The organism is Luteibacter sp. GL_149 (assembly GCF_057834065.1).
Genome location: NZ_CM174395.1, coordinates 3152813 through 3174485, shown reverse-complemented (window position 1 = coordinate 3174485; position 21673 = coordinate 3152813). Strand labels below are relative to the sequence as shown.

Annotated in this window: 19 protein-coding genes; 12 read left to right on the top strand and 7 right to left on the bottom strand. The window is 64.0% G+C overall.

What is annotated here, in order from left to right; all coding sequences use genetic code 11:
* The 3 genes from apbC to AC3IR3_RS14035 all read left to right on the top strand — a co-directional run bounded on the left by apbC (window position 1) and on the right by AC3IR3_RS14035 (window position 2331).
* Window positions 1–1086 (top strand): iron-sulfur cluster carrier protein ApbC, encoded by a 1086-nt coding sequence (gene apbC / locus AC3IR3_RS14045; RefSeq protein WP_489196934.1) that lies wholly within the window; start codon window positions 1–3, stop codon window positions 1084–1086.
* An 85-nt stretch (window positions 1087–1171) separates the two neighbouring features.
* On the top strand, window positions 1172–1738 hold the full coding sequence (gene dcd, locus AC3IR3_RS14040; RefSeq protein ID WP_132143420.1) for a dCTP deaminase: 567 nt from the start codon (window positions 1172–1174) through the stop codon (window positions 1736–1738).
* 89 nt (window positions 1739–1827) lie between these two features.
* A complete protein-coding gene (locus AC3IR3_RS14035; protein ID WP_489193001.1) occupies window positions 1828–2331 on the top strand; it encodes a hypothetical protein in 504 nt (167 codons plus the stop codon).
* A gap of 644 nt (window positions 2332–2975) precedes the next feature.
* Here the strand turns inward: AC3IR3_RS14035 and AC3IR3_RS14030 are convergent.
* Complete coding sequence (locus AC3IR3_RS14030; RefSeq protein ID WP_489192999.1) at window positions 2976–3392, bottom strand: HIT domain-containing protein; 417 nt, start codon at window positions 3390–3392, stop codon at window positions 2976–2978.
* A complete protein-coding gene (locus AC3IR3_RS14025; RefSeq protein ID WP_489192997.1) occupies window positions 3389–4060 on the bottom strand; it encodes a dienelactone hydrolase family protein in 672 nt (223 codons plus the stop codon). Before AC3IR3_RS14025 ends, AC3IR3_RS14030 begins: the two co-directional genes overlap by 4 nt.
* Window positions 4061–4963: 903 nt before the next feature.
* Between AC3IR3_RS14025 and AC3IR3_RS14020 the strand changes: the two genes are divergently transcribed.
* The 3 genes from AC3IR3_RS14020 (at window position 4964) to AC3IR3_RS14010 (ending at window position 7694) form a co-directional block, all read left to right on the top strand.
* Window positions 4964–5290, top strand: a complete 327-nt coding sequence (locus AC3IR3_RS14020) for a nucleotide pyrophosphohydrolase (protein ID WP_489192995.1) — start codon at window positions 4964–4966, stop codon at window positions 5288–5290.
* A 280-nt stretch (window positions 5291–5570) separates the two neighbouring features.
* Window positions 5571–6887 (top strand): 30S ribosomal protein S12 methylthiotransferase RimO, encoded by a 1317-nt coding sequence (gene rimO / locus AC3IR3_RS14015; RefSeq protein ID WP_489196933.1) that lies wholly within the window; start codon window positions 5571–5573, stop codon window positions 6885–6887.
* Between the two features lie 3 nt (window positions 6888–6890).
* Window positions 6891–7694, top strand: coding sequence for a DUF3025 domain-containing protein (locus tag AC3IR3_RS14010; RefSeq protein ID WP_489192993.1), 804 nt, complete (start codon window positions 6891–6893; stop codon window positions 7692–7694).
* 42 nt (window positions 7695–7736) lie between these two features.
* Here AC3IR3_RS14010 and AC3IR3_RS14005 read toward each other — a convergent pair whose 3' ends face one another.
* Entirely contained in the window at window positions 7737–8372 is a 636-nt protein-coding gene (locus AC3IR3_RS14005; protein ID WP_489192991.1) for a response regulator, read from the bottom strand.
* A gap of 90 nt (window positions 8373–8462) precedes the next feature.
* Between AC3IR3_RS14005 and AC3IR3_RS14000 the strand changes: the two genes are divergently transcribed.
* A complete protein-coding gene (locus AC3IR3_RS14000; protein ID WP_489192990.1) occupies window positions 8463–12341 on the top strand; it encodes an ATP-binding protein in 3879 nt (1292 codons plus the stop codon).
* Here the strand turns inward: AC3IR3_RS14000 and greB are convergent.
* The 3 genes from greB to AC3IR3_RS13985 are packed head-to-tail and all read right to left on the bottom strand — an operon-like array spanning window position 12332 to window position 15587.
* A complete protein-coding gene (gene greB, locus AC3IR3_RS13995; protein WP_489192988.1) occupies window positions 12332–12832 on the bottom strand; it encodes a transcription elongation factor GreB in 501 nt (166 codons plus the stop codon). The genes AC3IR3_RS14000 and greB overlap by 10 nt on opposite strands.
* On the bottom strand, window positions 12829–14073 hold the full coding sequence (locus AC3IR3_RS13990; protein WP_489192986.1) for a hypothetical protein: 1245 nt from the start codon (window positions 14071–14073) through the stop codon (window positions 12829–12831). The genes greB and AC3IR3_RS13990 overlap by 4 nt, the downstream gene beginning before the upstream one ends.
* Entirely contained in the window at window positions 14073–15587 is a 1515-nt protein-coding gene (locus tag AC3IR3_RS13985; protein WP_489192984.1) for a helicase HerA-like domain-containing protein, read from the bottom strand. The genes AC3IR3_RS13990 and AC3IR3_RS13985 overlap by 1 nt, the downstream gene beginning before the upstream one ends.
* A 147-nt stretch (window positions 15588–15734) precedes the next feature.
* Between AC3IR3_RS13985 and AC3IR3_RS13980 the strand changes: the two genes are divergently transcribed.
* The 5 genes from AC3IR3_RS13980 (at window position 15735) to AC3IR3_RS13960 (ending at window position 21168) form a co-directional block, all read left to right on the top strand.
* Entirely contained in the window at window positions 15735–16130 is a 396-nt protein-coding gene (locus AC3IR3_RS13980) for a cupin domain-containing protein (RefSeq protein WP_489192982.1), read from the top strand.
* A gap of 153 nt (window positions 16131–16283) precedes the next feature.
* Window positions 16284–17501: a hydroxymethylglutaryl-CoA reductase gene (locus AC3IR3_RS13975; protein ID WP_489192981.1), complete on the top strand. Its 1218-nt coding sequence runs from the start codon at window positions 16284–16286 to the stop codon at window positions 17499–17501.
* A gap of 37 nt (window positions 17502–17538) precedes the next feature.
* The gene (locus tag AC3IR3_RS13970) at window positions 17539–18576 is read left to right on the top strand and encodes a mevalonate kinase family protein (RefSeq protein WP_489192979.1); all 1038 of its coding nucleotides are present in this window, start codon (window positions 17539–17541) and stop codon (window positions 18574–18576) included.
* Entirely contained in the window at window positions 18573–19577 is a 1005-nt protein-coding gene (gene mvaD / locus AC3IR3_RS13965; RefSeq protein ID WP_489192977.1) for a diphosphomevalonate decarboxylase, read from the top strand. The genes AC3IR3_RS13970 and mvaD overlap by 4 nt, the downstream gene beginning before the upstream one ends.
* Before the next feature lie 79 nt (window positions 19578–19656).
* Window positions 19657–21168 carry a transglycosylase SLT domain-containing protein gene (locus AC3IR3_RS13960; RefSeq protein ID WP_489192975.1) on the top strand — a complete coding sequence of 504 codons (1512 nt, stop codon included), beginning with the start codon at window positions 19657–19659 and terminating at the stop codon, window positions 21166–21168.
* Between the two features lie 21 nt (window positions 21169–21189).
* Here AC3IR3_RS13960 and AC3IR3_RS13955 read toward each other — a convergent pair whose 3' ends face one another.
* Window positions 21190–21630, bottom strand: a complete 441-nt coding sequence (locus tag AC3IR3_RS13955; protein ID WP_489192973.1) for a hypothetical protein — start codon at window positions 21628–21630, stop codon at window positions 21190–21192.
* Between the last annotated feature and the right edge of the window lie 43 nt (window positions 21631–21673).

Below are 21673 nucleotides of genomic sequence, written 5' to 3'. Positions count from 1 at the left end.
ATGAGCAACGCCAGCGAATCCCTCGTACGCAGCATCCTCGAACAGGTCATCGACCCGCATTCGGGCCAGTCGCTGGCCCAATCGATCCGGGCGGTCGGCGCCGACGGCGCGCGGGTGTCGGTGGATATCCAGCTCGGCTATCCCGCCGCCGGGTATGTCGAGGCGGCCGTCGCCGCCGCGAAAGCCGCGCTCGAGGCCGATCCCGGCATCGATACCGCCACCGTGTCGGTGACCCAGCGCACCCATGCCCATAAGGTGCAGGGCCAGCTCGCACCGTTGCCCGGCGTGAAGAACATCATCGCCGTGGCCTCCGGCAAGGGCGGCGTCGGCAAGTCGACCGTCGCGGTGAATCTGGCGCTGGCGTTGGTGGCCGAGGGCGCGAAGGTGGGCATTCTCGACGCAGACATCTACGGACCCAGCCAGCCGCGCATGCTCGGCCTGTCGGGCAAGCCGTCCTCGCCGGACGGTAAGAGCATCGTGCCCATGCTGGCGCATGGCCTGCAGGCCATGTCCATCGGCGTGCTGATCGACGAGGACACGCCCATGATCTGGCGCGGCCCCATGGTCACCCAGGCCCTGATGCAACTGCTGACCGACACCCGCTGGGAAGACCTCGACTACCTCATCATCGACCTGCCGCCCGGCACGGGCGATATCCAGCTGACGCTTTCGCAGAAGGTGCCGGTATCCGGCGCGGTCATCGTCACGACCCCGCAGGACATCGCCCTGCTGGACGCGAAGAAGGCGCTGAAGATGTTCGAAAAGGTGGCGGTACCGGTCCTCGGCGTCGTCGAAAACATGGCAACGCATATCTGTTCGAGCTGCGGCCACGAAGAACATATCTTCGGCCAGGGCGGCGGCGCGCGAATGGCCGCGGAGTTCGGCATTCCGTTCCTGGGCGACCTGCCGCTGGACATCCGCATCCGCGAACAGGCCGACGGCGGCAAGCCCACGGTCGTGGCCATACCGGATTCCGATCTGACCGCGCGGTACCGTTCCATTGCCCGTTCCACGGCGGCCCGGCTGTCGCTGCAGGCGAAAAACAAGGCGATTTCGTTCCCGAAAATCGTCATCCAGAACACCTGACTGGCGCCGTCCGGCCCAGTTCGCTACCTTTCCCGGTTAAACGCGCGCGTGGGCAGGTGCCCACGCTGGCCCTACGGAGATCATTGTGAGTATCAAGTCCGACAAGTGGATCCGCCGCATGGCCCAGGAACACGGCATGATCGAGCCCTTCGCGCCCGGTCAGGTCAAGGAGCGCGACGGCCACCGACTGGTGTCCTACGGCACGTCCAGCTACGGCTACGACGTGCGCTGCGCCGCCGAGTTCAAAGTGTTCACCAACATCAATTCCACCATCGTCGACCCGAAAGCGTTCGACGAGCGCAGCTTCGTCGACGTCAAGTCGGACGTATGCATCATCCCGCCCAACTCCTTCGCACTGGCGCGTACGGTCGAGTACTTCCGCATTCCGCGGCAGGTGCTGACCATCTGCCTTGGCAAAAGCACGTATGCCCGCTGCGGCATCATCGTCAACGTGACGCCGCTCGAGCCGGAATGGGAAGGCCACGTCACGCTGGAATTTTCGAATACCACGCCGCTGCCCGCAAAAATCTACGCCAATGAAGGCGTGGCGCAGATGCTTTTCCTCGAATCCGACGAGGAATGCGAAGTCAGCTATGCCGATCGCGGCGGCAAGTACCAGGGCCAGCGTGGCGTCACGCTGCCCAGCACCTGAACGCGTTGCGTCAGTCGCATTCACGCACGACACGGGCGAGCGTTAGACTCGCCCATTCACGAACCACAGAACTTTTGGGAGAAAGCCGCATGATCCGTGTTTCCACCTGGCTGGCGCGCGCCGGCGCGGCGGTATTGCTTGCCAGCATGCTCGTGCTTGCCGGTTGCCATCGCGGCAGTGCCAAGGACGACCATGTACCGACGTCCCAGGGGCAGTTCGACATGACGCTGAAGTCGTACAAGAGCGGTCAGTTCCTGGTCGACGGCGCTGTGCTTTCGGCGGCCGACACGGGCAGCCATTTCTCGTACCTGAAGGATCAGGGCAAGCTGCCGAAGACCGTCCTGCTGCTCCCCAGCGACGATTCGAAAATCCGCGACAACCATCTCGGCTTCATGGCACGCATGCAGCTCGATTACGGGTTTACCGTGTACTACGACAAGAAGGGCGAACTGGTTCGCCTGAATGCCGTCGAAGAGAAAGCGCGCACCCTCGAGGACACGCCGCAGAAGGCCAACCTCCCCGATCGTATGCAGGGTAAGGATGCCGCCAGCGGCACTTACGATCCGTCGCAGCAGCAACAGCAGCAGCGCTGATTTCATCGCATCGACGAAAGCGGCGCCTTCGGGCGCCGTTTTTTTTGTTCTTCACGCGGAGGGCTCGGCTTTGCCATCGCGTTCGCGTTCGCGCTGGGGCGCTTCGCGGAGAGCCGTCGGCCACCGCCCTCGACGCTCCGGCTTCACCGTCGCTCGGGAAGGGATAGCCGCTGCGCGGCTGGTGTTTTAATGGCTGCGCCCCGTCGCGCCCGCGCGGCGGGCGGGGGTTTTCGATTCGGCTCCTGCCTCAGCGAAAACGGCGGACCGTCCTGGTCCGCCCCCTTCGGGCCTTGTCCGCCCGCCGCGCTCGGTTCCGCAAGTCGCATCGAGGGCGGTGGCCGACGGCTCTTCCGGAGGTTGCGGTTATGTGGGGGAAAGCAGCGCGTGACGCATGACCGGTGGTGACCGCATCCGGTTCGATTCCGTCACCTGCTCGGCTCGTGCTCTTCCTTCAGCAAACCGTCGTCGACGGTGCCGTGGCCGGGTTGGCCCTTGGGGCCGCCTTAGCCGAGGGCCGCGATGACTAGTGACGGAGCGAAGTGGCACTACGGCCCGCTCCCGCAGGGACGGCGCCGAAGGCCCCAAGGCCCAACCCGGTCGCGGCCTCCCCGACGCACGAGCTTTTATGCCTGCCATCGGACAGGCTACAGAAGTGGCAAGCTTCCCCGCAGACGTCCGATCAGTTCGCTCGACGTGGCGTCGTCATAGGGGACCGTCTTGCCACTGCCCCAAACCGGACCCGGCCATGCCGCATCCCCTTCGCGTCGCGCGATCACGTGCACGTGCAGCTGCCTGACGATATTGCCGAGCGCGCCGATATTGATCTTGTCGCAGGGCTCGGCATCGCGCAGCGTCCGTGTCACCGCGTTTACCTCGCCCCACAGAACCGTCTGATCGTCGTTGGTGAGGTCCATGATTTCCGAAAGACCGGACTGGCGCGGGACCAGGACGAGCCAGAGGAAACGCGCATCGTTCATCAGCAGTACGCGGCTGAGGGGCAGGTCGCCGACGACGAGCGTGTCGCCGGCCAGTCGGGAGTCGAGGATGAACGGCGCGGTCATGCGTCGGCCAGATAGCGGGCGAAAAACGCCAGCGTGCGCTCGCGAGCGAGTTTTGCGCTGGGTGCGTCGTAACTGCCCCGCGCATCGCAGTTGAAACCGTGGTCGGCGGGGTAAACCCAGGTATCCATTTCCGGTTTCAGTTCGCGATGTTTCTCGACCATCTCCGGCGGGATCGAGTGATCGCGTTCGCCGAAATGGAAGATTACGGGTGCTTTCGCGTCTTCGCTCAGGAAGGGTACGTTGCGAGAGCCGTAATAGCTGGCCGACGGAAGGCCCAGTCGCAGCGCGGCCATCAACGCCACCGTGCCGCCCCAGCAATAGCCGGCGGTGCCGACCTTGCCGGCATAGGCAATGGCGCGAGCCGCCACGGCGACGTCTTCCAGCGGGCGATGCAAGCCAAGCTCGGCGACGAGCTTGCCGCCCGCCTGCATGCCTTCCTTGTCGTAGCCAAGCTCCACGCCTTTCCGGACGGGATCGAACAGCGCAGGCGCAATCGCGACATAACCTTCTTCCGCGAAGCTATCGGCCACGCTGCGGATATGCGCATTCACGCCGAAGATTTCCTGGATCACCACGATGCCGCCCTTTGGTGTTCCGGCCGGCCGTGCGAGGTAGGCATCCATGGACTCATTGGGGCGGGACGTGTCGAGAATGATGGTGCTACCCATGAAGGACTCCATGATTGTCGTTTTCGTGGAACGATTACTGGCCGATTGGCGTAGACGTCAAGTGTCGCACGCATGCGCGTTGCGTTCGTTCGTCACGGTTGTCTAACAACGATGATCCTGTCGGTCATCCATCCAGCATCCGATGGACGACGAAATACCAGGGAACCCCAGACCTTGGCTATTGGGCGGAAAAGCCAGGGGGCGAGGCTGTTGATCGGCGTCTCGTCGACCGCCATGAGCGGCGCGTTGACCGTCTCCAGTGCAGTGGTCGGTACGAGGGCGACAGGATTTCTTCAGGAAAAAAGCGCCACCCCGCGGAGGGATGACAGGTTAAGATCGGGCGCAGGGCGTGCAGGAGTCTCGAGCACACTCGGGTCGCCCAGCTTGACCAAAAGTGCTCATCTATGCATGGGGATGTGATGATGAAAACTGTCTTTGTGGGATTGATGCTGACCGCTGCCACCTTGTCGATACATGCAACCGGCACCCTGCATACCGCAATACCGGCGCCACGCCTCGCCAATGCACCGGTATGCCCCGAAGGACAAGTAGCTCAGCCTTTGCCTCACGGCCAATGGGTGTGTGTTCCCGTCACTCATTGAACAACCGCGCCCTTCGACAAAAACCCACCATGCCGCGAACGGTATGGTGGGCCCTGCGGTCAGGCGAACAAAGGAAGCTAGAGCATCGCTGTAGTATCAAGGGCGGCGGCTGGTGAGCTTAAGATTCAGTAATGTCCCTTCCGACCCTCAACGCGGGCATGGACATAACCTGGAATAGGGGCCGCCGTGGAACTACGACGACGCTTCCTGGCAGGCCGTTGTTACGCGATATCGAGTTGAAGACGTGGACGCAGGGCGCCATCATCACCGCGCTATATAACCAGCGTCAGGTGCAACCAGCATGAAACTCAGTGATCTTGAAAAGTCAGCACTACAGCTAAACGAGCTCTACGAACAGCTTGAGATCAAGAGGTACGGGCGCATCTGGACCACAGAAGAACTTGCGCTTGGTTTCGTAGGGGACGTAGGTGATCTGGCAAAACTGATCCAGGCAAACGCTGGTATTCGAAATATTGATGACTGCAAAGCTAAACTTGGTCATGAATTGTCGGACTGTTTATGGTCGATTATTGTTCTTGCAAATAAGTGTGGCATTGATTTAGAAGCGGAATTTGTCAGAAACACCAGAGAGCTGGTCGAATATGTATCTAGCGAGCTGGGCACATAATAAAAGGTTACACAGCGACGAATTCGGCGCCGCTTTGCGTCACCAAACTCGCGCGCGAACACGGGCGTTGCGGAGTCGTTTTCTGTTCAACGAGCGGCTTTCCATCGGGCCGCCGCCTGATAAAGGCCCGCGGGTGGCCAGCTCCCGGCAGGTGGCGAGGCCAGGGGACGCCAAGCGTAACCTCGCCGGGGCGAGCGCGTCGTGGGTGAGGGGTCCGCGCGGCCCCGGCCGGCGCAACCCGCTATAATGCGCGGTCTTCTTATCCCCGGTACCCATGGCAATGTCCCAGGCCGCCCATAAAATTGGTTTCGTCAGCCTTGGTTGCCCCAAGGCTCTGGTCGATTCCGAACGTATCCTCACCCAGCTGAAAGTCGAGGGGTACGAAATCGTGCCGACCTACGGCGCGGCCGACGCGGTGGTGGTCAACACCTGCGGCTTCATCGATTCGGCGGTGCAGGAATCGCTCGACGCCATCGGCGAGGCCTTGCACGAGAACGGCAAGGTCATCGTGACGGGCTGCCTCGGCAAGCGCGCGGAGCTTATCCGCGAGTCCTATCCCGACGTCCTCGCCATTTCCGGTCCGCAGGACTACGCAAGCGTGATGAGCGCGGTGCACAAGGCGCTGCCGCCGCAGCGCAATCCGCTGCTCGACCTGGTGCCGGATACGGGCGTCAAGCTCACGCCGAAGCACTACGCTTACCTGAAGATTTCCGAAGGCTGCAATCACCGTTGCAGCTTCTGCATCATCCCGTCGATGCGCGGCGATCTGGTCAGTCGTCCGGTGGACGAAGTCCTGATCGAAGCCGAAAAACTGGTGAAGGGTGGCGTCAGGGAGCTGCTCGTGATTTCGCAGGACACCAGCGCGTACGGCGTCGATGTCCGCTATGCGGAACGCACCTGGCGCGGCAAGGAATACCGTACGCGCATGACCGAACTGTGCGAAGGCCTGTCGGAACTCGGGGCGTGGACACGTCTGCACTATGTCTACCCCTATCCGCATGTCGACGAAGTCATGCCGCTGATGGCCGACGGCAGAATTCTTCCGTACCTCGACATTCCGTTCCAGCACGCGAGCCCGCGCATCCTCAAGCTGATGAAGCGCCCCGGCAACGTGGACAAGACGTTGGAGCGCATCCAGAACTGGCGCAGACAGGTGCCGGATCTGACTATCCGCAGCACGTTCATCGTCGGCTTCCCGGGCGAGACGAACGAAGAGTTCCAGGAGCTTCTGGACTTCCTGCGCGCGGCCGAACTGGATCGCGTGGGCGCGTTCGCTTATTCGCCCGTCGACGGTGCGAAAGCCAACGAACTGCCCGATCCGGTCGACGAAGAGCTTAAGGAAGATCGCCTCGAGCAGTTTATGGCCGTGCAGGCCGAAATTTCGGCAGCCAAGCTTCAGCGCAAGATCGGCCGTACGCTGAAAGTCCTTGTCGACGAAATCGACGGCGAGGGTGCCTGGGCTCGGTCCAGCGCGGATGCGCCAGAGATCGACGGCGCGGTGCGCATCGACGATGGTCAGCTGCTGAAGCCGGGTCAGTTCGTCGATGTCGTGATCGAAGATGCCGACGCGCACGACCTTTACGGCCGGCTCGCCTGATCCATGCGTTACGTGGCACCCACGAGGGAGGCGCTGGACCGGCGTGTTCTCGGGGTGCCGCCGTTATCGGAGTGGCATTCGTGGCACGCGTTGCTGGCGAATGACACCTGGCCCGATATCGCCACGTTGAATGCGTTGCCCGGTCGCGACGTCGCTCGGCGGTTCGTGACACAGGATGCGGCATTGCTTGCGGACGGTCTGCACTACGAAGAACGTATCGCCCGAGACGGTTTGATCGCCACGCGTGAAGCGAACTGGCACGACTTGCTGAATGCCTTGATCTGGGCGCGCTATGGCCCGGTAAAGCGCGCGTTGAATGCGCGGCAGGTCGCCGAGATCGACATCATGGGACGCAAGGAACGATCCCGCCCCCAGTGCGCGCTGACGCATTTCGACGAAGCGGGCATTCTCGTTACGTTGCGCGATCCGGCGATGCTTGCGGCATGGGACGTGCACGATTGGCATGCCCTGTTCTGGACGCATCGCGACGCTTGGCTGAAGGGCGACGCGCGGGCGGAAGTCTTTGGTCACGCGTTGCTGGAGCATGCGTTGACACCGGGAAAGTTGCTGGTCGGCAAGGCTCTGGTGGTGATGGGCGACGATATGGCCGTGGCATGGGACGTATGTGCGCGTGCGATCGGGGACGGGCGTGCATTGTGCGATCCGCAGGAGCTGCGGGCGCTGCCGGTAAGCGGTATCCCGGGGTGGCACCCGGATACCGGGAATGAGCGGTTTTATCGGGAGGGTGCTTGTTTTCAGCCGTTGCGGGCGGGGCGCAGCTATCCGGGTCCGCTGCGGCCGCTGTAGGAGCGCTCTCGAAGAGTGCTTCTACAGCGCTCTCGCGGCTCTTCAGATCAGGCCGTGGTCGCGGGCGTATTGCCCCAGCAGGCTGTCGTGATGCACTCCCAGTTTGCGCATGGCATCGCGCTTCTGGCGGCTGATGGTCTTGACCGATTTGCCTTCGCGCTCTGCGATTTCGCCCAGGGACATGCCACCGACGAACAGGCGCAGGATGTCGCTTTCGCGAGGCGACAGCGGCATGTCCGTGGTTGGGGTCGCCGTTTTCTCCGCTTCGTCCAGAATGCGCAGAAGGCTTTCGCTGAGGTAGGTTTCACCGGCGTCCACCGCGCGCGCCGCGTCCGCCAGCTCGTCCATCGGGGCGCGTTTGTCGACGATACCGACGGCGCCGCGCGCGAGCATGGCCTGTAGCGCGCTGGCGCGATCGATCATGGTGAGGATGACGAGCGATACCTTGGGGAAATCCCTGACGATATTCTCGATCAGCGTGAGGCCGTCGTTCTGCGATTCGCTGGGCATCAGGAAATCCGTGATGACTACATCGCAGGGCCGTTCCTTGAGTAACTGGATGAGTTCGTCGGGTTTCGAGGCCGTACCGACGACATCGATGCCCGCGGTTCCGAGTGCCAGCGACCCGCCGATGACTACCAGCGGATGATCGTCGGCTAGGATGACTTTGAGCGACATGCTTTAAGGTTCTCTCTTGGGCGGAGCGATCGGCACGGATCGCTTGCCATCGATTATGCCTAGGATGGACAGCCTCGCGTGCGGATGACCATGATTTTCCGATTATTCTTAATTTTCCTGCTATTTACGCCTGTCGTCACGCACGCGCAGGAAACCGGCGTCACGGCTGGGGAAACGGCCTGGCTGCGCCAGCATCCGGTGCTGGTGGTCGGCGCGTACCGCGAGGGCTATCCGCCGTTCGAGGAAGTGCGCGAAGGCGAGCTGGTGGGCCTCGGGCCCGATTATCTGCGCGAACTGGCCGGCAGATTGGGCGTAACGCTGGAAACCCGCGTATTTCCGACCTGGCCGGCCGTACTGACGGCGCTGGCGCACGGGGAAATCGATGTCGCCACCAGCGTGACGCCGCTGGAAGCGGGCATGCCGGGCGTCCGGGTCGGCGCCACCTATTTCGAGTCGCTACCGGCGCTGGTGGAACGGGGCGACGCGCCGATCGTCCGGAATCTGGATGAGCTGCAGGGCAAGACGGTCACCGTGCACGCCGGTTACTTCGACGTTGAAACGCTGCGGCGCGAGCTGCCGCACTCCACGATCCTGGAAACCGCTTCCACGGAGGAGGCGCTGCGTCGCGTGGCCGACGGTCGCGCCACGGCCTATATCGATAATCCCTATAGCGCACGTGAATTTATCGGCCGTCTGGGCATGGAAAATCAGTTGCGTATCGGCGCACCCGTGGCCTTGCCGCTCAGTGCACTGGCATTCGGCGTGCCGGCGGATCGTGCTGTGCTGGGACAGGCGCTGGATCGCGAGCTGGCCGGCCTGACGGCGGCGGATCACGGTCGCCTGCGTGCGCGCTGGGTCGGTCGCGATGTCGCACCGCAGCCCCGGATGGCGCAGATTCCCCTGAGCGCCAGCGAGCGGGCGTGGCTGCGGAACCTTCCTCCGCTACGGCTGGGTGTCGATCCGAGCTATGTTCCTTTCAGCCTGCTCAGCGAACGCGGCGAAGCGGAAGGCCTCGCACTGGACTACGTCCGCGAGATCGCCGCCGAACTCGGCGTGCGCTTCACCCAGGTGCCGAGCGCGAACTGGGCGGAAACCGTGGCACGCGTCGAGCGCGGCGAGGTCGATGTCGTCGGTGCCGTGAATCCGCGCAGCGCGACGTTTCCCTGGCTGCAAGCAAGCGTGCCCTATCTCGAATTTCCCATCATGATCGTCACGCGCGAAGGTTCGCCGACCGTCGCATCCATCGACGACCTGGCTGGCAAGCGCATCATCGCGAATACCTCGCGCGATCCCGTGCGACACCTGATTTCGCGCATTGCCGATGCGCACACGATGGCCGTGGACACGGAAGACGATGGCATGGCCCGTCTCGCGGCGGGCGAGGGCGATGCGTTCATCGGCAACCTGGCCTCGGTCGATTACCTTATTCGCGCGCATTATCTCGGTCGACTGAAAGTCGCCGCGCCCACCGGGGAATCCGAAGCGATCGCCATCGGGGTCAGCCGCGAACTGCAACCCTTGTTGCCGCTGGTCAATCGCGTGCTGGTCAACATGGCACCGCGCAGACAGCAGGAAATCCGTAACACCTGGTTTGCCTCGCACTATATCGTGGGACCGACCTGGCGCGACATGGCGCGTCGTGTCGGACCGTTCGTCGCCGTACTGCTCGCGTCGCTCGCGGCGATCAGCTACGCCTATCTTCGCCTCCGTCGCGAGACGCAACTGAGGGAACGCAGCGAGCGGCAGCTGGCCGACGTCACGGCCCATGTCCCCGCCGTCGTCTACGAATTCATACGCGACCGCGAGGGCCGCTACTCGCTCGCCTATGTCGGCGGGAATCCCGAAACCATCCTCGGCGCACGCGCCGGCGACCTGCTGGCGGGGGGGGAGTCCGTACTCGCGCGCGTGCTACCGGAAGACCGTGAGTCCCTTCGGGAAGCTATCGAGCGTTCCGCCCGCGAACTGACGCCGCTGCATGCGACGGTACGCATCCGTGTCGACAGCGGCACGCGATACCTCAGTTCCGACGCCGTGCCGCTCGCGCGTGCCGACGGCGCGGTCCACTGGAACGGATACTGGATCGACGTGACCGCGCAGCAGCTTGCCGCGCGCAATCTGGCGCGCGCGAAAGAAGAGGCCGAGGCGGCGACGCGCGCGAAGAGCGATTTTCTCGCCACCATCAGTCACGAGATACGCACGCCGATGAACGGCGTCATTGGCCTGCTCGATGTGCTGGAGCAGACGCCGCTGGACGGCGAACAGCATTCGCTGATCGCCACCATCGAACATTCGGCGTCCGCGCTTCTGCAAATCCTCGACGACGTACTGGATTTTTCGAAGATCGAAGCGGGGCACCTCGATCTGGAACCGGGGCCGACGGATCTGCGCGAACTGGTCGATGGCGCGGTAAGCATCATGGCGGCGCAGGCGCATGCCAAGGGCCTGCGCCTGCGGATATTCCTCGATGCGCGTCTCGCGGCGACGCATGCGGTGGATGCCGGACGGCTGCGCCAGGTGCTGCTCAATCTCGTCAGCAATGCCATCAAATTCACGTCCTCCGGCGAGGTCGCGGTCGCGGTTCTTGTCCACGACGACGCATCCGCGCGGCAGGGCATGCGGATACGCGTGACGGATACTGGCATCGGCATTCACGCGGCGAAGCTTCGTCACGTCTTCGGCTCGTTCAGTCAGGCCGAGTCGTCGACGACCCGCCGGTTCGGAGGAACCGGCCTGGGTCTGGCGATTTCGCGACGGCTTATCGAACGCATGGGCGGCCACATCGACATCGAAAGCGAGCTCAGCCGGGGATCGACGGTCACGGTCACGCTCGATCTGCCGGTCGTTGCCCGCGACGTCGCACACCAGCCCGGCAGCGGTGAAACCGTCTCCGTGGAGACCGCGGATCCACGGACCCGCGATGCGCTCGAAGCCATGCTCGTGCCGTTGGGGTTCGTTGCCGTGGCAACCGGCGGCGACGTGCGGTTCGTCGATGACGCCGGTGGCGTCGACGCGACAGATCGCGCCATCAGGCTTTCCATCATGCCGATGCCGCGCGGGCACGCCGACGATGCGGGCATGCTGTTGCTCGGCACGAATCCACTCAAATGGCCTGCCGTGGGTGCCGTGGTCCGGCTGGCCCTGGGGCAGGAGGGAGAGATATCGGTACGCGACGAGGCGCGGCCTTTCGTGCCTCGTCGCCGTGCGCGCATCCTGCTGGCGGAAGACCATCCGGTGAACCAGCATCTCGTGCGTATCCAGCTGGATCTTCGTGGCTATTCATGCGATGTCGTCGAGAACGGCGAGGCCGCCCTGGCCGCACTGGAGCGCCAGGCGTACGACCTGCTTCTGGTCGACTGCCATATGCCGCTGGTCGACGGCTATGCGGTGTCGCGCGAGGTTCGCCGGCGGGAGGCTGGTGGCGAGCGGCGCATGCCTATTGTCGGCATGACCGCCGATGCCCGTGCGGGACAGGACGAGGCATGCAGGGTCGCCGGCATGGACGACCTGCTACGCAAGCCGGTCCGGTTGGAGGCGTTTCATGCGGCGATCGCGCGCTGGCTTCCCGATGAAGAGCGCGCGGACGGAGAGCCAGCGGATGAAGGGCGCGCGGTTATCGCCGAAGCGTCATCCTTCGACCTGGAGCGTCTGCGCCGGACGTTCGGTGGCGACCGCAATGTCGGCATCGTCGCCACTCACGGTGCCGCCGCCACGCGAGCGGCGCTGGAACGATTCGACGATGTCGTGGCAGGTGGCGACAGTGGGGCGCTGGCCGACTGGGCGCATCACGTACTGGGCGGCGTGAATGCGTTCGGGCCGTCGTCTGTCGCCACGGAAGGCGAGGCTATCGAGCGGGCGTTGCGCGAAACGGGCACGGTGGACAGCGAGAGGCTGGGGCGATTTCTCGACGAATTGCATCGCTTTGCCAGGCGACTCGACCGGCTGGCGGTGCAGGGCGAGATTCAGTCGTAGTCCACGGTGACGACGCAGAAACGCGTGCGGCCACCGGGAAGATCCGCTTCGAATTCGTCGTCGATCTTTTTTTTCAGTACGGCGCGGGCCATTGGCGAGTCGATACTGATCCAGCCAAGGCGTGCATCGGTTTCATCCGGGCCGACGATGCGATAGCGCACCGTCTCGCCGGTGTCGACGTTCTCCAGCCCTATCGTGGCGCCGAAGAACACGGCGTCCCGGTTCGACGGTGCGGTTTCGACGACTTTCAGCACGGGAATGCGTTTGCTTAGATAGCGTGCGCGCCGGTCGATTTCGCCGAGCTGCTTCTTGCGATAGATATACTCGGCATTCTCCGAGCGATCGCCTTCCGCCGCCGCGGCGGCCAGCGCCTTGACGACTTCCGGCCGCACGGTATGCCACAGGTGATCGAGTTCGGCTTTCATGCGCTCGAAGCCCGCGCGCGTGATGATGGCCGTCGACGACGGCGATGGCGGTCGCCAGCGACTCATGCGCGCGCTTCCTGTTCGCGCAGCGATCGGGCAAGTTCGACGATATCCGTCTGCAGCGGATGGTCGGACGCCTCGGCGCGCAAACGGTCGAGCAGGGCGATGGCTTCTCCGCGTTCGCCGAGCCGCTCCAGCATGCGTGCCGCCAGCAGACCGTAATGCAACGCACCGAAGTCTCGTGGCCACGCCGTGCGGTAACCGGTTGCCAGGCGCAGCGCGATGCGCGGCATGCCTGCGTGAGCGGCGGCATCCGCCAACGGGCCTGCGGTTTCCGGTGCATCCGGAAGGAAGGCCGGATCGATGTCGAGGCAGTCCTTGACCACGCCGAGTGCGCGGCGTGTTTCGTTCTGTGCGACCAGTGCGGCGATCCAGATTTGTCCATGGACAAGCAGTTCGGGCAACCTTCCCGCCTGACGCAGCAGCACGCGATAGCGTGTATGGACCGGCGGTGGCGACGAGCCGCCGCGAATGCGGTCGGTCAGCAGGTCGGTCGCGGCGGCCGGATCGGTAGCGGCCACGACATCGACATGCGCGAGCAGGTCGTCGTCCGCGTTGCGTCCCGATGCCGCGACCAGGGCGTCGGCCTTGGGGTGGTAACCCAGCTTCTCGTGATGCTGATGGATCAGCGAGCCCATCAGATAGAAGTTGAAGATCGTGAGGTAGTTCGCCACCAGATAGAACAGCGGCACGGAAAGAGGGGTGCCGGCCAGTGCGTGTCGTGCACCGATCTGCATCAGGCTGGTAAGCAGCACGATAGCGACGAGCACGAAATAGGCACTGCCCAGGCGGGCGATCACCGCGAACCAGGTGAATGGATTGAGCGCGGCGCCGACGCCGTCGAACGCGAGCGACATCGTGATGATCGGCAACACGAAGCCGAACGCCAGCGAGACGAAGAAGCCGGAAAAACCCAGGAAGAACGGTGCAAGCACGGAAAGCGCGGCGCCGACGAGCTGGATGACGATGAGAGCGGTAGCCGTGCCCTGATCGGTGTCGATCGCCATTTCCGGCGGATCGCCGAATCCGTCGGCCGTGTGGCGAAGGCATTCGAACGCATACACGTAGACGGCCGACCAGCCGAGGATGAGGATGAGCGGCCCCACGCCCGGCACCAGACTCAGTATGTTGAACAGCGCCACCGCGACGATGGTGACGATGGCCGGACCGCGAAGCGGATAGCGGACGCCATGGCGCAGGCGCTCGGCGAAGCCGGTATCCGCGTCGACGATCGCATGTCTCGGCATCAGCGCTTGCCGCCGAAAATACTGCCGAGTATGCCGCGCACGATCGCCTGGCCCGCTTTCGAGCCCACCTGGCGGGTCACCGATTTGGCCATGGTTTCGATCATGCCCTGGCGACGCTTCGTACCCAGCAGCGCGTCGCGTACGGCGCCGCTCCAGCCGGCACCGGCTTCATCGGTCGCATTGCCGGTCGCGGGGCCGTTGCCGTGCGCGGGCGGCGCGCCGGCATCGTTCTTTTCGCTTGCGCGACGGGTCAGCATTTCTTCGGCGGAATCGCGATTGACCGTCGTGTCGTATTTGCCGCCGACGGGCGAACGCGCGCGAATGACGGCGCGCTCATCGTCCGTGATCGCGCCGATGCGGCAGGTCGGTGTGCTGACCAGAATCTTCTGGACAGGGGTCGGCACGCCGCCCTCGCCGAGTGTGGACGCCAGTGCCTCGCCGACGCCGAGTCCGCCGATCGCTTCGGTGACGTCCAGTTTTGGATTGCGGGCGAAGGTTTCGGCGGCGGCCCGTACCGCTTTCTGGTCGCGGGGGGTGAATGCGCGCAGCGCGTGCTGCACGCGATTGCCGAGCTGGCCGAGGATATCGCCCGGCACGTCGTCCGGATTCTGCGAGCAGAAGTACACGCCTACGCCCTTGGAACGAATGAGCCGGACGACCTGCTCCACGCGCTGACGCAGCGCGGGTGGGGCATCGTCGAACAACAGATGCGCTTCGTCGAAGAAGAACACCATCTTCGGCTGATCGAGGTCGCCTACTTCAGGCATCTGCTCGAAAAGTTCGGACAGCAGCCACAGCAGGAAGGTCGAATAGAGACGCGGTTTCAGGATCAGTGTCTGCGCGGCCAGTACGCCGATGACGCCGCGGCCGCTCATGTCCTGGCGCATCAGGTCGGCCAGTTCGAGAGCCGGTTCGCCGAAGAAAGAATCCGCGCCGTCCGATTCCATTTTCAGCAGCGCGCGCTGGATGGCCGCGACGCTCTGCGCGCTGATCAGGCCGTAGCGCGCCGAGATGTCTTTCGCATGATCGGAGGCGAAACCCAGCATGGAGCGCAGATCGGCCAGGTCGAGCAGCAGCAGGCCTTCGTCGTCGGCGACCTTGAACACCACTTCCAGCACGCCTTGCTGTGTGTCGTTCAGTTCCATGATGCGGGAGAGCAGGGCGGGCCCCATCTCCGAAATGGTCGCCCGCACCGGATGACCGAGTTTGCCGTAAATGTCCCAGAACACCACCGGATTGGCCGCGGGCTTCCAGTCAGTCAGGCCCAACTTCGCAAAGCGCGCGGCGAGTTTTTCGGACGGCGCCCCGGCGGCCTGCGACAGGCCGGCCAGGTCGCCCTTCGCGTCGGCCAGGAAACAGGGCACGCCCATGCGGGAGAACCCTTCGGCCAGAAGCATCAACGACACGGATTTACCCGTGCCGGTGGCGCCGGCGATCATGCCGTGGCGGTTGCCATAGCGGGCATCGAGCTCGACCTGGGCGTCGTCGTTGCGACCGATAAAGATGCTGGGCATGGCTGGGCCTTTGCGTTGATGGGCGTAAGGATTGTAGTGCCATGGAAGGGCACTTCGCCGATATTCAACAGGGGATAATCGAATGCGGCGACGGCCCCATAATTCGCTGCCATCTGGAGGACTCACCCTATGCGGTTCTTTCGATCCATGGCAATTGCGGCATTACTGGCCGCCGGCCCGGCGGTTGCGGCGGACTCCCCGTCCGTCAGGACCGAAACGCTCCTGCGGAGCGATACATCCTGGGATGGCGTTGCCTATGAAGCCTATCCGGGCGGCTCCCCCGAGCTGACGGTGCTGAAGATCACGATCCCGCCGCACTCGGCGCTGCCCTGGCATACGCATCCGATGCCGAACGCGGCTTATGTCCTCTCGGGCGAGATCACGGTAGAAAAAAAGGACGGCGGCGAGAAAATGGTCCTGACCGAGGGTCGGGTGTTGCCGGAGATGGTGAACCAGCTCCATCGCGGAATGACGGGGAATGCGCCGGTAGTGCTGATCGTCTTTTATGCGGGTGTGAAAGGCCTGCCGCTGTCCGCGCACTAGGTAATCGCGAGAGGGCGCCTACAACCAAAGCGATATGGCGCGATGGGCGATGCGCGCGCAGTATCGATTGTGTCGATTGCTGCGCAGGATCGGGATCCGGACATGCCAAGGTCGTCCACCAGAAAGCCTCTTCCGACCGCTTGGGAGGCCGAGATGGCGGCTGGACAGCGCTCCCTCCACGATGTGCCGGCCGGACTGGCCGTCGACGAGTCCGTTGCGGGTCGACGGCGGGCTTTGGAGCGAAGGTCGGGCGTGGGGCTGGCGACAACAGGACACTATTCCACCGACCTGGCCGTTGCGAAATGCGAGAACCCGATAGGTGCGACACAGATTCCGCTCGGCGTCGTCGGGCCGCTTCGTCTGGACAGCGCGCACGTGGAGCCGCACGAAGAGATATTCGTCCCGCTGGCGACGACAGAGGGTGCTTTGATCGCGAGTACGGCGCGCGGTTGTCGCGCCGTGTGCGAGGCCGCCGGTGCGACGGTCCATGCGGTCGACGTAGGCATGACGCGGGCCCCGGTCTTCCGTTCCACCGGTATTCGGCAAACGCGCCTTTTTCTCGATTGGGTGGCCGATCATCTCGAGGAAATCCGGGGCGTTTGCGAGGCGACAAGCACGCACCTTAAGCTCGTGGAAGTATCTCCGCAGTGCGTGGGAACGTCGATCTATCTGCGTTTCCGGTTTTTTTGCGGGGACGCGATGGGCATGAACATGGCGACGATCGCGTGCGACCGTGCCGTCAGCGAGTTGATCGTGCCGCGAACCGGGGTAGCGTGCATTTCCGTTTCCGGTAACTACTGCGTCGACAAGAAGCCCGCCGCCCTGAATTTCATCGAGGGTAGAGGAAAGCGGATTTTCGCCGAGGTCGTTTTGTCCCGCAACATACTGGCAACATGCCTGAAAACGGACGCGACCGCGCTGTGCGAACTGCAGTATCGGAAAAACCTCCTGGGATCGATCATGGCGGGTTCGCTCGGCTTCAATTCGCATTACGCGAATATCGTGGCTGCCTTCTTCATGGCGACCGGGCAGGACGTCGCGCAGGTCGTGGAAGGCGCATTGGGCGTCACCTGTATCGAGCCGCGCGACGATGGCGGCGTCTATGCCTCGGTGTTCCTTCCGGATGTGCCCGTCGCGGCCATGGGCGGTGGCACGATGCTGGGCACGCAGCGCGAGGCGCTCAATCTGCTTGGTGTGCGCGTGGACCCGGCGCGTCCAGGCGCTGCGGCGCTGCGACTTGCCGAGATCCTTGGCGCAGTCGTGCTGGCGGGCGAACTGTCCACGCTGGCTGCGTTGTCGGCCCACCATCTCGCCGGCGCGCACGAGCGACTCGGCCGGCCGGTGAGTTCGATTGGGCCGGCGACCACCTGACGCCGCGACGGCGTCGGCGCCTGGCAAGCTCATCCTGATGGGAGAGCATGCCGCGGTGTACGGCGTGCCGGCGATCGTTGCGGCTATCGACCTGCGCTGCACGGTCTCCATCCTGCGTACGTCGCGCCCGGGGGTTCTGCTGGATCTTCCCGACGTGGGTGTAAGGTCTTTTTGCGCGTGGGACACGTTGACTGCGTACGCGCTGTCGACTCGCCGCACCTGGCTTGCCTACAGGAAGGAATCCACGCAGCGGACGTTCGCGACATTGCGAGGCGTCGATCCTGCGCATCTGGTCAAGACGGTGATTGGCGAGGTCATCCTCCGTTTTGCGGACTGCTTTCCGAATGGAATCGCTGTCCGTGTTTGTTCCCGTATTCCCTTGTCGGCTGGTTTCGGCAGTTCCGCTGCTACGTCGGTCGGTCTCGCGGCCGCGCTGCTGTCCATGACCGGTAGTACGCCATCCGTCGGGAGCATCGAAGCATTGGCGCGGGAAGGGGAATTGCGGCAACACGGTCGGCCGTCGGGCATCGACCATGCAACGGCGCTGCTCGGTGGACTGGTATGCGCCACGGGTGGACGTTCCGGCTGCGCACGTGTGTTACCGCTCGCGATGCGGAATGAGGACGTACGTTGTCTGCTGGCCAATGTTGCGGTGTACGACACCGGCACAGCGCGCGAATCCACCGGCGCTGTGGTGACAGCCGTCGCGGAGCGCTTTCAGCATGATCGCAGGCTCCTCGACGACATGGCATCGACGACGCACGACTTGATCCGTCATATCGAATACGGCGTTGCGCGCCCGTCGTTATTCACGGACATCGTCCGGGACTATGAAAGATGTCTGGAGCGTCTGGGCGTCGTGCCCGAAAGCGTGCGCTCGACGATCCGCGATATCGAAGCCGCTGGCGGCGCGGCGAAAATATGTGGTGCGGGTTCGCTGTCGGGTCCCGGCGCGGGCGCGATGCTGGTGTGTTGGCCGGGCGATCCCCCCGATCCGCTACCGTTGTCGCTGAGCCGCTTTCGGCGCATCGATACGCGGTTGGGTGCGCCGGGTTTCTCGCTGGAGGTCGCGTGAACAGGATAACGGCCGTCGCACCTGCGAATATCGCACTGATTAAATACTGGGGCATGCTAAACGAGGAGGACACCCTTCCCGCGAACCCGTCGATTTCCATGACCTTGCGCGAATGCGTATCGACATGCACGGTTGCCGCTCGCGATGACGGGGGTGCCGACGACGATGTGCTCTGGATCGATGCCGACGGTCGCACGGGCCCGGCCGATCCTGGATTGCGTGAAGGCGTGTTGCGGCACGTCGGGCGATTGCGGCGACATGTGGCCAGCGTCATGGCATTGAGGATCGCCACGACCAATTCGTTTCCGACCGGGGCGGGCATCGCATCGTCGGCCTCCGGTTTCGCCGCTCTGACGATGGCTGCGGGGAAGTTTCTCGGATGTCCCGTCGGATCGACGGATCTTTCCCGCTTCGCGAGACTATCCGGTTCGGGATCCGCAGCGCGTTCCGTCCTCGGAGGTTTCGTCGAATGGCCGGGCGATCCGGACGATCCCGGCAGTCCGGCGCGTCGACTGTTCGCTGCCGGACATTGGCCCCTGTGCGACCTTGTCGCGGTCGTGGATCCTTCGCCCAAGGCAATAAATTCGAGGGAGGGACATCGACGTGCGCCGACCAGTCCGTACTTCGTCCGACGACAGGAGCTCCTCCCTGGCCGTATCGACAGGGTGAGGTGCGCCATCCGGGACCGCGATTTCGTCCAGCTTGCGGAAGTCGTCGAGGAAGAGGCTATCGATCTGCATCTGATCGCGATGTCCGCACGGCCGCCGACCTTCTACTGGCAGCCGGCGACGATCGCGGTGCTGGAAGCGGTAAGGTGCTTGCGCCGGGGCGGGGCAAAGGCATGCGCGACGATCGATGCCGGCCCCAATGTGCACGTCCTGTGTCTGCCGGCCGACGTTCCCGGCGTGCGCGACGTTCTCTCCCGGATCGAAGGCGTCCGCTCGATCATTGTCGACAGGGTGGGCGACGGACCGCGTTTCGTGAATGTGCATCTGTTCTGAACTGCCGGCGCGGCGCATGTTGAGTCGTAGTCCCCGCACGGGTAACGTGGCCGGCATTGTTCGCCCCATCGAGTAGTCCATGCCGTCCGCTGTCGTATTGAGTCGCCTCACTCTTCTTTCGCTCGCACTGCTCGCGGGCTGTGCTTCCGGTGGCGGCAATACCCGTCCCGCGGGCAAGGCGACGCCAGCGGTGAATGCGCTCTACGACCGGATGAACCAGGCCAGCAAGGGCTACGAGGCATCGATCGATCAGGCGCGGCGTGGCGATACGCCGGCCGCCGACAAGTCTCGTGGCACCGCGCTCGACCAGCTGAAGGACGCGTCCGCACGCTGCGGGCTGACGCCAGGCTGCGATCCGCAGCGCTTCATCTCGGTCTTCGACCGGCTGTTGCGCCTGAAGGACGGCAGCTTCATCGAAGGCGAGGATAGCGACGACATGACCGGCCCCCCGGAATCGGGCGCGGCACCGGGCGACGCGGGAGCCTCGCCCGTGGCCGGCATCGGTGCGCTGCCACAGGCACAGCGCAGCGTCACCATGTTGCGCGGTCACCAGTTCTCGGACCTGATGGTGATGAACGGCCCGGTGAAGGCCGCGCTGGAAATGTGGCTTACCCAGCTGCGTCCTAACCTGATGGACGCTTACGTCAATTATCAGTTCATGCGCTATCGCATGTGGCCGGAGTACCGCCAGGCGGATCTTCCCGAGGCGCTGCTGTTCGGCATCATGGCGAAGGAGTCGGGCGGCAAGGTTCACGCGGTATCGCGCTCGGGCGCGTCGGGCCCGCTGCAATTCATGTATGCCACCGGACTGCGCTTCGGTCTGTCGAACACCGACGGTTTCGACCAGCGGTTCGACCCGAGTCTTGCGGCTCGCGCCAACGCCCAGTACATCGACGAGCAGCTCGAGGTCTTCAATAACAACCTCGAACTTACCCTGGCCGCATACAACGGCGGCGAAGGCCGCATGCGCCGCATGGCGGCGGCCAATCCGGGCGTGAGTTTTTACGATCCCCAGATTTACAACCAGATGTCGCCCGAAACGCGGGACTACGTGCCGATGGTGCTGGCTGCCGCGTGGCTGTTCCTGCATCCGGACAGCTATCATCTGAAATGGCCGAAGGTCGATGGCGAACCGGGAGCCATCGTGCTCAAGCGGCCCGCCTCCCTCAGCGAGCTAACCGTGTGCATGGGCTCCGCCGAAGGCATGACGGATGGCTGGTTCCGGACGCTGCGCAACCTCAATCCGCGCCTGGACCCGATGATCGTCCAGTCGGCCGGTACCCGTCTGGATGTGCCCAGGCAACTGGAGAAGGTGTATGCGTCCAGTTGCGCCGACGGCCCGTGGCCCATCCTGGCCAACGATCTGCACAGCGCGGTAAGACTGGTTGCGCCACCGCCGCCGCCCGTGTCGTCGCCGGCACCGGCGAAACCGCAGGGAGCGAAGAGCTATACGGTAAAGCGAGGGGATACGCTGGTCAGTATCGCGCGCAAGAGCGATTGCGCGGATGTCGAAGACCTCGCGCGGATGAACGGACTCAAGGGGCACAACCTGAAGGTTGGGCAAAGCATACGGATTCCGGTCTGCCGCTGAGGCACCGGCCGGGGCGCGCCATCAGGCGATGGCGCGCGGGTCCATCCAGCTGCTGGCGACATCGCGCCGCGGAGCGGAAAGTTCTTTGATCTGACGGATCAGGCGCAGCACCTGGCGATGGATGTCTTCCATGCCGCTGCGCTTGGCATCCAGCGTCTCGTGGTACACGGAGGCGATCCACAACGCCACGCCACGGGTTGCGATCAGGTGGTTGTCGGAGCGGGCTTTGCCCAGCCCGATGTCCGGTCCCAGGCCATAGGCGCTGTAGCGCTCTTCCGGCGGCGTGCCGTACAGATGGGGGAAGTCGCAGGCGGCAGCCTGTTCCATTTCCCGTTTGACCAGTTGCTGCAAATCCGCATGGGCGCGAGTGGGAAGGGCGAGAACGACCCGTTCGATATCGGCAAGTTGTCGGCGCAGGCGGATTTCGCGATTGACAGCGATAAGGTGGCTGACGAGGCGCATTGGATGGATCCCCTAAGGCTTTGCTATCGACCCGTACCTCCCC